This is a genomic window from Flavobacterium enshiense (assembly GCF_040750275.1).
In the GTDB taxonomy this organism is placed as follows: domain Bacteria; phylum Bacteroidota; class Bacteroidia; order Flavobacteriales; family Flavobacteriaceae; genus Flavobacterium; species Flavobacterium enshiense_B.
Genome location: NZ_JBDOCV010000003.1, coordinates 33501 through 46968, shown reverse-complemented (window position 1 = coordinate 46968; position 13468 = coordinate 33501). Strand labels below are relative to the sequence as shown.

13 protein-coding genes are annotated in these 13468 nt (G+C 36.5%); 3 read left to right on the top strand and 10 right to left on the bottom strand.

The window, feature by feature from the left end:
* Positions 1-32 precede the first annotated feature (32 nt).
* Positions 33-1421 carry a dihydrolipoyl dehydrogenase gene (gene lpdA, locus ABGT15_RS05990; RefSeq protein WP_367230520.1) on the bottom strand — a complete coding sequence of 463 codons (1389 nt, stop codon included), beginning with the start codon at positions 1419-1421 and terminating at the stop codon, positions 33-35.
* Positions 1422-1635: 214 nt separating this feature from the next.
* Here lpdA and ABGT15_RS05985 point away from each other — a divergent pair, with 214 nt between their 5' ends.
* Positions 1636-2289 carry a CPBP family intramembrane glutamic endopeptidase gene (locus ABGT15_RS05985; protein WP_367230519.1) on the top strand — a complete coding sequence of 218 codons (654 nt, stop codon included), beginning with the start codon at positions 1636-1638 and terminating at the stop codon, positions 2287-2289.
* Positions 2290-2307: 18 nt separating this feature from the next.
* Here ABGT15_RS05985 and ABGT15_RS05980 read toward each other — a convergent pair whose 3' ends face one another.
* The gene (locus ABGT15_RS05980) at positions 2308-4059 is read right to left on the bottom strand and encodes an ABC transporter ATP-binding protein (RefSeq protein ID WP_367230518.1); all 1752 of its coding nucleotides are present in this window, start codon (positions 4057-4059) and stop codon (positions 2308-2310) included.
* Complete coding sequence (truA, locus tag ABGT15_RS05975; RefSeq protein WP_367230517.1) at positions 4056-4802, bottom strand: tRNA pseudouridine(38-40) synthase TruA; 747 nt, start codon at positions 4800-4802, stop codon at positions 4056-4058. Before truA ends, ABGT15_RS05980 begins: the two co-directional genes overlap by 4 nt.
* A gap of 130 nt (positions 4803-4932) precedes the next feature.
* On the opposite strand from truA, the gene ABGT15_RS05970 reads away from it, so the two are divergent.
* Complete coding sequence (locus ABGT15_RS05970; RefSeq protein WP_367230516.1) at positions 4933-5430, top strand: metallophosphoesterase family protein; 498 nt, start codon at positions 4933-4935, stop codon at positions 5428-5430.
* Here the strand turns inward: ABGT15_RS05970 and ABGT15_RS05965 are convergent.
* The 4 genes from ABGT15_RS05965 to ABGT15_RS05950 all read right to left on the bottom strand — a co-directional run bounded on the left by ABGT15_RS05965 (position 5398) and on the right by ABGT15_RS05950 (position 8760).
* Positions 5398-7119: a sensor histidine kinase gene (locus ABGT15_RS05965; protein WP_367230515.1), complete on the bottom strand. Its 1722-nt coding sequence runs from the start codon at positions 7117-7119 to the stop codon at positions 5398-5400. The genes ABGT15_RS05970 and ABGT15_RS05965 overlap by 33 nt on opposite strands.
* A 78-nt stretch (positions 7120-7197) precedes the next feature.
* Positions 7198-7491 carry a hypothetical protein gene (locus ABGT15_RS05960; RefSeq protein ID WP_367230514.1) on the bottom strand — a complete coding sequence of 98 codons (294 nt, stop codon included), beginning with the start codon at positions 7489-7491 and terminating at the stop codon, positions 7198-7200.
* A gap of 24 nt (positions 7492-7515) precedes the next feature.
* Positions 7516-8184, bottom strand: a complete 669-nt coding sequence (locus ABGT15_RS05955; protein WP_367230513.1) for a response regulator — start codon at positions 8182-8184, stop codon at positions 7516-7518.
* Between the two features lie 165 nt (positions 8185-8349).
* Positions 8350-8760 carry a DUF4293 domain-containing protein gene (locus ABGT15_RS05950; protein WP_367230512.1) on the bottom strand — a complete coding sequence of 137 codons (411 nt, stop codon included), beginning with the start codon at positions 8758-8760 and terminating at the stop codon, positions 8350-8352.
* Between the two features lie 180 nt (positions 8761-8940).
* Between ABGT15_RS05950 and rho the strand changes: the two genes are divergently transcribed.
* Positions 8941-10644 (top strand): transcription termination factor Rho, encoded by a 1704-nt coding sequence (gene rho / locus ABGT15_RS05945; protein WP_367230511.1) that lies wholly within the window; start codon positions 8941-8943, stop codon positions 10642-10644.
* Between the two features lie 100 nt (positions 10645-10744).
* Here rho and ABGT15_RS05940 read toward each other — a convergent pair whose 3' ends face one another.
* The 3 genes from ABGT15_RS05940 to ABGT15_RS05930 are packed head-to-tail and all read right to left on the bottom strand — an operon-like array spanning position 10745 to position 13458.
* Positions 10745-11041 (bottom strand): hypothetical protein, encoded by a 297-nt coding sequence (locus tag ABGT15_RS05940; protein ID WP_367230510.1) that lies wholly within the window; start codon positions 11039-11041, stop codon positions 10745-10747.
* 52 nt (positions 11042-11093) lie between these two features.
* Entirely contained in the window at positions 11094-12230 is a 1137-nt protein-coding gene (locus ABGT15_RS05935) for an endonuclease (RefSeq protein WP_367230509.1), read from the bottom strand.
* A gap of 13 nt (positions 12231-12243) precedes the next feature.
* Positions 12244-13458 carry an RsmB/NOP family class I SAM-dependent RNA methyltransferase gene (locus ABGT15_RS05930; RefSeq protein WP_367230508.1) on the bottom strand — a complete coding sequence of 405 codons (1215 nt, stop codon included), beginning with the start codon at positions 13456-13458 and terminating at the stop codon, positions 12244-12246.
* Positions 13459-13468: the final 10 nt, after the last annotated feature.

Sequence of the window (13468 nt, the reverse complement as noted above, 5' to 3'; positions counted from 1 at the left end):
CTGAATTCTAACTTCAGAATTCTTATTTCAGATTACAAGTGAATTACTTCACCGTAAGCATCTGCTACAGCTTCCATAACCGCTTCACTCATAGTAGGGTGAGGGTGAACCGCTTTTAAGATTTCGTGTCCGGTAGTTTCTAATTTACGAGCCACAACTGCCTCAGCAATCATATCCGTAACACCGGCACCAATCATGTGGCAACCTAACCATTCACCGTATTTAGCATCGAAGATTACTTTTACGAAACCATCAGGAGTTCCGGCCGCTTTAGCTTTACCAGAAGCTGAGAACGGAAATTTACCAACTTTCAATTCGTATCCTTTTTCTTTGGCTTGTTTTTCAGTTAAACCAACAGAAGCGATTTCAGGAGTTGCATACGTACATCCTGGGATATTACCATAATCTAAAGGCTCAACATGTAAACCGGCAATTTTTTCCACACATAAAATTCCTTCCGCAGAAGCAACGTGTGCCAAAGCCTGTCCTGGCGTTACGTCACCAATTGCGTAGTAACCCGGAACGTTGGTTTGGTAGTATGCGTTAACAAGGATTTTATCTCTGTCGGTAGCGATACCGGTTTCTTCCAATCCGATGTTTTCGATGTTTGTTTTGATACCCACTGCAGAAAGTACAATGTCTGCCTCAAGAATTTCTTCTCCTTTGGCTGTTTTAACCGTAGCTTTTACGCCGTTTCCTGAAGTGTCAACTTTTTCTACAGAAGCGTTTGTCATAATATTAATACCAGCTTTCTTCAAAGAACGTTCAAATTGTTTTGAGATATCTTCGTCTTCAACCGGAACCACATTTGGCATGAATTCAACAATGGTTACATCCGTTCCCATTGCATTATAGAAATGTGCGAATTCCACACCGATTGCACCAGAACCTACTACAATCATTTTCTTTGGTTGCTCTGGTAAAACCATTGCCTGACGGTATCCGATTACTTTTTTACCATCTTGCGGTAAGTTTGGTAATTCTCTTGAACGAGCACCTGTTGCGATGATGATGTGATCAGCAGAGTATTCCGTAACTTTTCCGTCTTTATCGGTTACATCAACTTTTTTACCCGGTTTTACTTTTCCGAATCCGTCGATTACATCGATTTTGTTTTTCTTCATCAGGAACTGAACACCTTTGCTCATTCCTTCTGCAACACCACGAGAACGTGCGATTACTGCGTTGAAGTCTTTGTCAAATTCTTTTACTGTTAATCCGTAGTCGGAAGCATGTTTTAGGTAATCAAAAACCTGAGCCGATTTTAATAAGGCTTTTGTTGGGATACATCCCCAGTTAAGACATATTCCACCAAGGTTTTCTTTTTCGATAACGGCCACTTTAAAGCCTAATTGTGATGCTCTGATAGCAGTTACATAACCGCCGGGACCACTTCCTAAAACAATAACATCGTATTTCATATCAAATAATTATTTCTTTGTTAGTTTGTGATTGCGAAAATACGGATTTATTTGTTTGCAGCAATGAAAGTCGGATTTCAAATTAAGGTCTTATATTTTTGTTAAAATAAATTTATTGATATGTCAAGCAGTTTTATTTCCTATACATTTGTAAGAAATAATTGGTTTTATCTGGGTTTGTCCGACAAGTTAAATTTTAATATTTTAGAAATCTATGAATGCACTTTCCAAATTGCTCAATACAAAGTTTGCTGCTTTTTTATTGTTTGCCATTACATTTGGATTTATTTTTAATCCATGGACTAAATTTCCCTATACATTTATTCTGATTATCTTATTTATACTACTGTTCGTTTATTTGCAGGATGGGAATTTAAAAGCACTTAATTTTAAAAAAATTACACTTCGAACCATTGGTATAATTATAGGTGTTTTTACTGTTTTGGAGCTTTCAATGGATTTTGTTTTCCAGCCTTTAATGACTATACTGTTCAACGAACCCGCAGATTATTCGAGTTTTGAAGTGTTGAAAGGTAATTCGGCGATGTATTTTAAATATCTTGTTTTTATGTGGATCTCCGCTGCTTTTTCAGAAGAACTCTTGTTCCGAGCGTTTGCATTTTCTCAGTTTCGCAGAATAATTGGAGACCAGAAAATCTTAATTGTAGTTTTGAGTGCTGTGTTGTTCGCGCTTCCGCACGCCTATCAGGGTGGTGTGGGATTGGCAATCACGTTTTTATTCGGTTTGGCCTTTGGATGGATTTATCAGAAATACCAAAATATCTGGATAAACATTATTGTACACGGATTGATTGATACACTGTTCTTGACCTTGAGCTATTACGGATTATTAAGTTATTACGCTTAATAAGAAATAAATAGCAGATTAGTTGTTTTCCACGGCAAATTGTGATTCGTAAAGGTTTTTGTAATAGCCTTCTGCTTTAGCAATCAATTCATAGTGTTTGCCTTCTTCTACGATTTCTCCTTTGTCCATAACTATAATTTTATCCGCATTAATAACGGTTGCCAAACGGTGTGCGATTACTATGGAAGTTCTTCCTTTTGTTATGGTTTCGGTGGCCTTTTGAATCAATTCTTCCGAATACGTATCGATTGAAGATGTTGCTTCGTCTAAAATCAGTATGCTTGGATTACTCACATAAGCACGCAGAAAAGCAATTAATTGTCTTTGCCCTGAAGACAACATTACACCGCGTTCTTTTACATTGTAATCATAACCTTGCGGTAAACTCATAATAAAGTCGTGAGCGCCAATTTTTTTTGCAGCCGTTATAACATTGTCTCTTGAAATATCAGGATTGTTAAGTGTTATGTTGTTGGAAATGGTGTCCGCAAAAAGAAACACATCCTGTAACACAATCGCGATTTGTTTTCGCAAACTGTCTAAATCAAATGCATTGATGTTACTTCCATCGATTAAAATTTCACCACTGTCAATTTCGTAAAAACGATTCAGTAAATTGATAATAGTCGATTTTCCTGCACCGGTTGCTCCAACAATTGCAATGGTTTCCCCGGCTTTTACTTTCAGATTGATGCCTTTTAAAACTTCTTCATCTTTGATGTAACTGAAACGAACGTTTTTAAAGCCAATATCACCTTTAAAGTGTCCCGCAACAATTGCTCCGGTTTCTTGTACTAGTTCTTCTTTGTCGAGTACTTCAAAAACACGCTCAGCCGCAATGATCCCCATTTGCATTACATTGAATTTATCCGCAATCTGACGTAACGGGTTGAATAACATGCCAATTAACATCGTATAAGCAAACAAATCTCCAAAGGTTGTCATCGTATCGCCATTCATGATGTTCCAACCGCCGTACCAAACTACTAAACCTAATGTAAGTGATGATAGAATATCGGCAATTGGGAAAAAGATCGAGTTGTATAAGATATTTTTTAACCAGGCTTTGTTGTGTAAATGGTTGATTTCCTTGAACTTTTCCAATTCAATTTCCTCACGGTTGAACAACTGAACGATTTTCATTCCGCTAACACGTTCCTGAACAAATGTATTTAAGGCAGCTACCTGATTACGAACTTCTTCGAAAGCTACTTTCATTTTTTGCTGAAAGATTCGAGTGGCATAAACCAAAATCGGCATACCCAAAACAACAATAAAACTTAACTTCCAGTTCATGTAAAACATGATGCCGAGTACGACAATCATTTTCATTAAATCACTTACAATCATAAACAAACCTTGACTGAAAATGCTGGCAATGGATTCAATATCAGTTACCGAACGCGTTACCAGTTTTCCAACCGGCTCATGATCGAAATATTTCATTCGGAATTTGGTGATATGACTGAAAAGCTTTTCGCGAATGTCTTTAACAATGTCTTGACCCAGCCAACTCGCCCAATACGTAAAATAAAACTGGGAAGCCACCTCAAGAATTAGAATAAAGGCCATCAAACCAATGTAGAAAAGTAAGCCTTCTTTATCGTGAACTTTTAAATAGGTATCGACAGTTTGTTTCAGCAAATAAGGGCGAAGTGCCGCAAATATCGACAACGTTATTGCAAACAACACAACCATATACAGCCTCGATTGATAAGGCTTGGCATACTGCATGACTTTTTTTAATGATATGGATTGAAGGGCTTTCATGATTCTTGGTGAAGATACGGATAAATTACTTTGGTTAAATACAAGCCGTGTGCCGGAACCGAAAATCCCGCTTTGCTTCTGTTTTTGCTTTCGATGATTTTTCTAAAATCGTCAAGAGAAATTTTTCCGGAGCCAACCCCAATAAGTGTTCCCACAATGGCACGGACCATATTACGTAAAAAACGATCAGCAGAAATGGTGAAAACTAAACGCGTACCATTTTGTTGCCAATGCGCTTCTTTAATATCACAGTTGAATGTTCTGACATCGGTATGTACTTTGGAAAAACATTCAAAATCAGTATATTCAAATAATATTTTGGCAGCTTCATTCATTTTAGATACATCAATCGGATGAAAATGATACCAGCTTCCTTCGTGTTCAAAAGCATCCTTAAATGTGTGAATATGGTATTCGTAGGTTCGGCTGGTGGCGTCAAATCGGGCATGAGCTTCTTCATGTAAAGGAATCAGTCCGTACACAACAATATCTTTCGGTAAAAACGAATTGAGTTTCTGTGTCCAATAGGCTGAATCCAAAATTTCTTCGTAATCGAAATGGGCATACATTTGTTTAGCATGAACACCGGTATCGGTACGTCCGGCACCTACCACATCAATTTCTTTTTTCAGTAAAACAGATAAGGCTTTGTTTAGGGTTTCCTGCACGGATGCGGCTTTTGGCTGATATTGCCAACCGTGATAGTTTTTTCCGTTGTATGCGAATTCGATGAAATATCTCAAGGTATTTTGGCTCAAAAGTTTTAGATGAGCAAAGTTACAAAGATTTTGACTGGTTGATTTTTGATTTCGTAAGATTTAGGAGAATTTTTAGAAATCAACTCAGTAAATTAGCGAACGATTTAGTTTGACAATGAAAAAAATTCTTCTGCTTTCCGATACACACAGTCATATCGACGATACTATTTTAAAATACGTAAAGCTTGCCGACGAAATCTGGCATGCCGGTGATATTGGTGATTTGTCAGTAACCGATACTCTTAAGAAACTGAAACCCATACGAGCCGTTTATGGTAATATAGATGATGCAAAAGCGCGTATGGAATTTCCCTTGCACAACCGTTTTCTGTGTGAAGGAGTCGATGTCTGGATTACTCATATTGGCGGTTATCCGGGGAAATACAATCAGGAGATTCGGACTGAAATCAGGCAAAATCCGCCTAAATTATTCATTTGTGGGCATTCACACATTCTGAAAGTTCAGTTTGATAAAGATTTGAATTTATTGCACATGAATCCCGGAGCAGCCGGTAAACATGGGTTTCATCAGGTGCGAACCATGCTGCAATTTGAAATCGATGGTGATAAAATTCAGAATTTAAGCATTGTGGAACTGGGAAATCGCGTTTGATTTTTCTTTAGGAATTTCTACTTTGATGTAAATTATAGTGCCCGATTTTTCCTTAGAATTAATATTGATGGTTCCGTTGAGGCTCTTAATTCTGGTTTTAATTTGAGATAAGCCTAAACCTTCTTTAGATTTCCCTTCTTTAATTTCAAACCCTTTTCCGTTGTCTTCTATGTTTATGACAAGTTGGTTGTCTGATTGGTCTAAGGTTAAAAATGCTTTGGAAGCGTTGCTGTGTTTAATGATGTTGTTGAAAAGTTCGGCTACAATAAAATATAACTTCATTTCGAAATCATTCTGAAAACGGGTTTCCCTTTCGATGAAATAATTGAAATTGAACTCGATTAAAGAATTTGAATTTTTCTCGCACAAATCTTCATACGCCGCTACCAGGCCTAACTTTTCCAATACCGGTGGAATTAGGTCATGGGAAAGGTCACGTACTTTATCGTGCGCTTCTTTTAGAATGGATTTGGTTTTTTTAAGTTCATCCTTCATGTCCGGATAGTTAGCTTCAAATGCCGATATGTGTAAACCAGCCGATGAAAGTAACGCACTGATGTTATCGTGTAAAACCCCGGAGAGCCTTTTGCGTTCTTCTTCCTGACCGTCAATGGTTGCGTTGATGATGTTTTGCTGGGTTTTCTGGTAAACGTCTTTTAATTTGTTTTTTTGTCTCAGTTTTAAATTCTGATAGAAGAAATAAAACAGAATTCCTAAGAATAATAAAACGGTTAGCAAAAGGTAAAGCATTTTTTCGCTTTTAAGCTGCTTTTGCTTTAACAGGAGTTCTTTTTCATTAAAGGTATTTTCAGCTTTGTCTAATTCGTATTGGGTACGAATTTGTTCAATTTCAGTGTCGTTTTTGTTGATACGGAGTGAATCGACGTAATCTACATAGGATGTTTGGTATTGGTAGGCTTTTTTAAATTCACCTAAATTCTCATAAACATAGGATAAATTTAATTTAGCAATTGCGAGTTCTTTTGGGTGTCTGTTTTTTTTATCGGAATTAATAATATCTAAATATATTTCAATAGCTTTTTTATAATCTTTCTTGTTAATATAATCAGCACCTATATTGTTTTTTAATATGTTAATTGTATTTAGATCCTTAGATTTATTAGCAAATATTAAGGCAGAGTCTAAATATATTTTCCCAATATCATGCTCATCAATCATATTGTAAAAAGCATAATGATAATTGTAAGCATCAGCGATTAGCCTATAATCTTTTATTTTGTATGCGCTTTTAAGAAAAGGTTGAAGATACTTATACAGACTGTCTGTGTTTTGACTATTATGATTACAGATCTGAATGATTCTATTTGTTTTTGCTATTAATGTGTCGTTTTTTATTTTTTTTGAGAGTTTTAAATTTTCGATTGCAATCTTTAATGCCTGAGGGTATCTTTGGAGGCTAATGTTGATAAATGATAAACAGTTTAATAGTTTGATTTTTTCATCCTCTCTAATTTTATTATTGGTATTTCTTAATGCGTTCAATGTCAATTTATAGGCTCGTTTATTGTCTTTAATGTCTATAGAGAGTAATTCAGCACTTTTAATTACCTGATTAACATATTCAGGATATTTTTTTTTTGATAAATATAAATTAGATTGTTTTTCAGAGAAATGAAAAGCTTTAAGATACGCTCGTTTTTCTTTATAATAGTCAAAAGAATCTTTCACGGTGTTTTGTTGTGAAAACGCCGTGAAAGAGAAAAATAATACTATTAGGTAATTTAATTTCAAATTCCAGATTTTTTATTACCAAGTGCTTTCATTGTTTATTGTTCTTGGTCTTTTTGAGACAACTCCATTCAAAGTTTCCTGAAAACGAACATCAACAATGCTTCCCGAACTGCTGAAAGTATGGTATTGTGTAACATACGTGCTCGATGGTTGGGTTTGCCCCGAATTTAACTGTATGGAAACCGTGTAGTAATTTTTGGTTGCATCATACGAAGTGGTAAAATTGCAATTGTTTGGGATGTCAAAATTAAATTCGAAATCTCCTGAATCCAATTCGGTTTGAAAACCGTAGTTTCTTAGTAAAGCCATAATTCTTGTGTTTTTAATTAATGTTTAGGTTATGTTAACAAGATTGTATTTATAAGCAAATTTTACCAAGCCAATTGTAGATTTGACTTTTAGTTTTTTCATAAGGTTTTTGCGATGGGTTTCCACCGTGTTCACACTGATAAATAAAGCATCACTAATTTCCTTGCCGCTGTATTCCATCGAAATTAATTTCAGGATTTCCAGTTCGCGTTCGGAAATATTATTGAGGATTTCTTCGGCATTAATTTCTTCGGTTTCTTTTTCTCTTCCGGCAAACGCATGAAAAATTTTCTCGCGTACCGATTTGGAATAAAATTCTTCACCGTTATAAACTGTTGTAATGGCTTCGACAAGATGTTCTCCCGCAGATTGTTTGGTAAGGTAGCCTTTGGCGCCCAACTGCAATACTTCTTTAATCAGTTTGATGTCATCAAAGCTCGAAAATACGATTACCTCACAATGGAATCCTTTTTCCTTGAATTCCTTAAGTACTTCGATACCGTTTTTTTCCGGCATGTTGATGTCCATAATAAGGATATTGGCATTTTTGGAAGACACTTTATCATACAGATTTTCCCCGGAAAGCGAAAAGCCCACCACTTCAAAAGATTTATTGGTTGTCAGCACGGCAATGAGTCCGTCTATAAGTACCTGATGGTCATCAGCAAGGTAGATGCGTATTTTTTCTGTCATTATGGAAATCTCTGTTAAATCAAATATATAACAAAAAAAGTATCATTCACTCACCTAAAATGGTGATTTTGTATCACCGAAATTGGTGATATTGGGGAATAAAAAAATCCGAACCAATTATGATTCGGATTTTCTTTCGCGCACTAATAAACTAAGATGATAGGTTTATCGTAATCGGTCCACTGATTTTACGAGATCTTCGTCCTTCTTGATGGCCTTGTTGGCTAATACCAGCAAAACGATAGAAACAATAGGAAGAAACATCCCAATACCCTTCTCGGAAACTTTCGTTTCTCCGGATAGATTTAGCGAATGATACACAAATAATCCTAGTAATATAACGTTTAATATCATGTTCAGTCGGTTCATCACAAACTGATTTTGTCTTTTTTTATACCCCAAAATACTTACCAGACAAAGCGTAGTGCTTAATCCGAATAACACTGCGAAGAGCATGTTCATCATAAAATAAAACTCTTTTCCTGCCACATCTTTCCATAACGGAAACACGAAAGGCAATACCCCTGAACATACAAAGGCTAAAAAAAGGTAAACAGTTTGTATTCTCTGAATCATTTTTGGTTTATTGTTGCACAAAAATACTATTCTTTTTGATTAAAATGCCATTGTTTGTTAAAATAAATTCGTATTATTGCAATATAAAATCGTAAGTACTTCATTTTGCGATTGTTTCAATTCAAAAAAAATCACCCAGTTTTTACTACTATTACGACTAATTAAACTCACAGAACATACATGTTTGATATTGATGTGTTAAAAGAAATGAAGCTTCCAGAGCTTCAGGAGATTGCCAAGGTGGCTAAAGTCAATAAATACCGTTACCTTAAAAAAGAAGAGCTTATTTATCAGATTTTGGACCTTCAGGCAGCCAATCCGGATGTTATCGAACCGGTAAAGCCAGTGCAGGCCGCTATACCGGATGCAAAACAAGAGAAAGGAAAGCGCGCACGAATTACTCCAAAAACGGAAACTGAAAAACCAGCACCAGCCATAAAGCCAAAAGAAGCTTCTGTAGCTGAACCAAAATCTGAAAAAGCGGAAGTAAAAGATGCAAAAAATGAGCCTTTTGCTAAAAAGAAAGATTTTCAGCAAAAGCCACGTTTCAATAAAGAAAACAATCCTAATTTTCAGCCTCGTCCACAAAAGGCAGAAATTGTAGAAGAAACAACAGTTGAAAAAGCTGAAACTCCAGCTTCGGTTCAAAATCAAAAGACTCATAATCAACAGAACCCGAATCAGCAACATCAAAACCCAAATCAGAATTCTAATCAAAACCAGAATCAGAAAAACAAAAAGCCGAATTTCAGAGAACCGGATTACGAGTTCGACGGAATTATCGAAAGTGAAGGCGTTTTGGAAATGATGCCCGACGGTTACGGATTCTTGCGTTCTTCTGATTATAATTACTTAGCCTCTCCGGATGATATTTATTTGTCACAATCGCAAATCCGTTTGTTTGGATTAAAAACTGGAGATACTGTAAAAGGAGTGGTTCGCCCTCCAAAAGAAGGTGAAAAATACTTCCCGCTTGTAAAAGTGTTGAAAATAAACGGTCACGATCCGCAAGTTGTTCGTGACAGAATTTCTTTCGAACATTTAACACCGCTTTTTCCGGAAGAAAAATTCAGATTGGCAGAACGTCAAAGCACAATTTCCACTAGAATTATTGACTTGTTTTCTCCAATTGGAAAAGGACAGCGTGGTATGATTGTAGCACAACCGAAAACCGGTAAAACAATGTTATTGAAAGACATTGCCAACACTATCGCTGCAAATCATCCGGAAGTTTACTTAATTGTTTTATTAATTGACGAACGACCTGAAGAGGTGACTGATATGCAACGAAGTGTTCGAGGGGAGGTTATCGCTTCGACTTTCGATGAACCGGCGGAAAGACACGTAAAAGTGGCTAATATTGTTTTGGAAAAAGCAAAGCGTTTGGTAGAATGTGGTCACGATGTAGTGATTTTGTTAGATTCAATTACACGTTTGGCAAGAGCTTACAATACAGTGCAGCCAGCATCCGGTAAAGTGTTAAGTGGAGGTGTGGATGCAAATGCGTTGCAGAAACCAAAACGATTCTTCGGTGCGGCCCGTAATATTGAAAACGGTGGTTCGTTGAGTATCATCGCAACAGCTTTAACAGAAACCGGTTCTAAAATGGATGAGGTTATCTTCGAAGAGTTCAAAGGAACAGGGAATATGGAATTACAGTTGGATAGAAAAATTGCTAACCGTCGTATTTTCCCGGCTATCGATTTAACGTCTTCCAGCACGCGTCGCGATGATTTGTTATTGGACGAAAAGACAATTCAGCGTATGTGGATTATGCGTAAATATCTAGCCGATATGAATCCGGTTGAAGCTATGGAATTTATCAACGACCGATTCAAGAAAACCAGAAACAACGAAGAGTTCTTGATTTCGATGAACGACTAAAGTATATCAGAGAGAGGTTTTTAGCCTCTCTTTTTTTATGATAACAATCAAAAGAATGCCAAAAACAAGAAACGGAATTGTAGATAGGATCATTTTTACGTTAGCCGATAAAATTAATTCCTGCAAGTAAAATTAACAGTATGATTAAACTGAGTAAAATCATTCCAAACACGTTGAGTTTTTTAGAACTGTTGTTTTTTACAGTGCAGTATAAAATCAGAAGCTGACCGCTTAGGCTTGCTAAAATGATTGGATGGGTTATCGATTCTAAAAGATTTTTTTGACCAAACAACAAGTCGTATTTAATTTGATACAGAAAGGAATGTTGATCTTTTCCCCATTCCATATAACCGAATAGGAAAGATACTAACAAGCCGATGTTTACTAGCTGTTTCATAGAGTGAAACAAAAAATCCACCTGCTTGGTGGATTTTTTGTTTGTCTGAGAATTAATTTACTAATATCTTTTTAGTTGCAGTCTGGTTATCTGCAGCTGTCAGTTTTACAAAGTAGAAACCTTGGGGTAAGTTTTCTAAAGTATATACATTTTGAATACTGTTCGGTTTTTTGATTTGCTGAACGATTTGACCGTTGATGTTGATTAATTCGATTTCACTTAACTCTACGTCAGAATTTATGTTGATTCTGTTATTTTTCGTAGGATTAGGGTAGATGGAAATGTTGGCAATGGCTTCAAAAGAATCTGTGGCAAGTAAATCTACAGTTGCACATTGAGTCGTCCAGATATTGCAAACATATTCTGGGTGATCAATGTATGGGTTTCTGTTACCTTGGAAATTATAGATTGCATTATTTTGCGCAATTTCTTTAGCAGAAACCGGATCATCTTTATGCCATTTTATCAGCAATAAAATAAAGTTATCGGAAAACACTTTGTTGATTGAACCGTCAAACATGTTTTTTGCTTCACAAGTTGCAGCATTGGCAGATGTATAAAAATCATCCATTGAGTCTTCGTATCTTGTCGCAAAATAAAAGAAAGCTCTTGCTACATCGCCTTTGAAAGCGTCAAGAGGTTCGAAAACGGTAGCTGAGTAGCCTGAAAAGTCATTTACGGTATTAGCGCCTCTTTTAGATCCGTTTTGGGAAGTATAGGTAGCAGTAGATACCTTTCCAAAAGGTAAATTGTTTCTGTCACCGTTTACTTTTCCATCTGATGGGAATACGTGAAAAGGATCGTTTTTCATCGGATCTACCGCAAAATTGTCAAAATAAGATTGCGGAACTAAGTGTTCTCTGTTGTAACATTGTCCTTCTGCAGTATAATTTCCACATTGTTGAGAGGTTGAAGTGTAATTATACGGATCTGCTCCGGTTGGATTTTCAGAATATAAATCTAATAAAGAACCGTCATTTTCGTAATAATTATCACGAAAAGCCGATTGAGTATAAAGTGTCCATAAAGCAGCGTAGCCCTGGTCAGAATGATTCGTGGTGATTATATTTTTCAACTGGGTTTTCAAAGTATATCCACTACCCGTAGCAGTATTGTAATATCCCGTAGGTATCTGAGCAAAGCCGACAACAACGCTCAATATTGAAAATATTGTGTAAAATTTTTTCATATTTAAATTGGGGTTAAATTTTTCTTTCTAACAAAGCCATGTAAAATCCGTCAAACCCAGACTCTGATGCCAAAACTTTAATATCCTTAACAAAGGTAAAGTTTTTTCCGTTTTCCGTGCTTAAGAATTTCTTAATTTGTTCCTGATTTTCAGAGGGTAACACTGAACATGTGGCATATACTAATTTTCCGCCCGGCTTCACAATTTTGGAGTAATTTTCCAAAACTTCGGCCTGTACTTTTTTGATGTTTTCGATGAATTCCGGTTGCAATTTCCATTTACTGTCCGGATTTCTTTTTAAAACACCTAAACCACTACAAGGCGCATCGATTAAAACGCGATCGGCTTTTTCGTGTAATTTTTTGATGGTCTTGGTGCCTTCAATTACACGGGGTTCGATGTTATGAACGCCGTTTCTTCGAGCGCGTAATTTCAACTGATTTAGTTTACTTTCGTATAAATCCATGGCAATTAATTGGCCTTTGTTGTCCATCAAGGAGGCCATGTGTAATGTTTTTCCGCCGGCACCTGCGCAGGTATCGACCACACGCATTCCCGGTTTTACTTCTAGGAAAGGAGCAACTAATTGCGAAGAAGCATCTTGTACTTCAAACAAACCGTCTTTAAAAGCCTGAGTTAAAAACACATTGGCTCTTTCTTTTAAGATTAAGGCATCTTCGTATTTCGCGTCGAATTCAGTTTCGATGTTTAAATCCATCAAAATCGCACGTAATTTTTCTTTTGTGGTTTTCAGTCGGTTAACACGCAGAATTACTCTTGCCTGCTCGTTTTGAGCAGCAATTTCTTTATTCCAAAGTTCTTCTCCTAATTCTTTTACACCCAATTCGTCCATCCAGTCCGGAATGGATTCACGGAACTTTCTGATTCTTGACAATTCGTCAAAACGCCCTTTGATTTTACGAGCCGGAGTGCTTTCGAAATATTTCCAATCCGGTAGGGTATAGCCGCGTAAAACAGCCCATACAGCGAACATTCTCCAGATGTTATCACGGTCATAAGGTTCTTTAACCTCAGCAATTTCGGCGTACAAACGTTTCCAACGAACAATTTCGTAAATGGTTTCCGCTACGAATTTTCGATCGTGACTTCCCCAACGTTTGTCTTTTTTCAAAGCTAAAGCAACTACTTTATCGGCATACTGACCTTCATTGAAAATCGCCATAAGCGAATCAATAACGGTGAAAACTAAATTACGGTGTAATCTCATTGTGTAAAAA

Coding starts and splice junctions, on each gene's coding strand:
- ABGT15_RS05980 (WP_367230518.1), bottom strand. CDS start 4,059: ATGAAAGCCCTTCAATCCATATCATTAAAAAAAGTCATGCAGTATGCC.
- lpdA (WP_367230520.1), bottom strand. CDS start 1,421: ATGAAATACGATGTTATTGTTTTAGGAAGTGGTCCCGGCGGTTATGTA.
- ABGT15_RS05930 (WP_367230508.1), bottom strand. CDS start 13,458: ATGAGATTACACCGTAATTTAGTTTTCACCGTTATTGATTCGCTTATG.
- ABGT15_RS05960 (WP_367230514.1), bottom strand. CDS start 7,491: ATGGCTTTACTAAGAAACTACGGTTTTCAAACCGAATTGGATTCAGGA.
- ABGT15_RS05970 (WP_367230516.1), top strand. CDS start 4,933: ATGAAAAAAATTCTTCTGCTTTCCGATACACACAGTCATATCGACGAT.
- ABGT15_RS05940 (WP_367230510.1), bottom strand. CDS start 11,041: ATGAAACAGCTAGTAAACATCGGCTTGTTAGTATCTTTCCTATTCGGT.
- ABGT15_RS05935 (WP_367230509.1), bottom strand. CDS start 12,230: ATGAAAAAATTTTACACAATATTTTCAATATTGAGCGTTGTTGTCGGC.
- ABGT15_RS05985 (WP_367230519.1), top strand. CDS start 1,636: ATGAATGCACTTTCCAAATTGCTCAATACAAAGTTTGCTGCTTTTTTA.
- ABGT15_RS05955 (WP_367230513.1), bottom strand. CDS start 8,184: ATGACAGAAAAAATACGCATCTACCTTGCTGATGACCATCAGGTACTT.
- ABGT15_RS05950 (WP_367230512.1), bottom strand. CDS start 8,760: ATGATTCAGAGAATACAAACTGTTTACCTTTTTTTAGCCTTTGTATGT.
- rho (WP_367230511.1), top strand. CDS start 8,941: ATGTTTGATATTGATGTGTTAAAAGAAATGAAGCTTCCAGAGCTTCAG.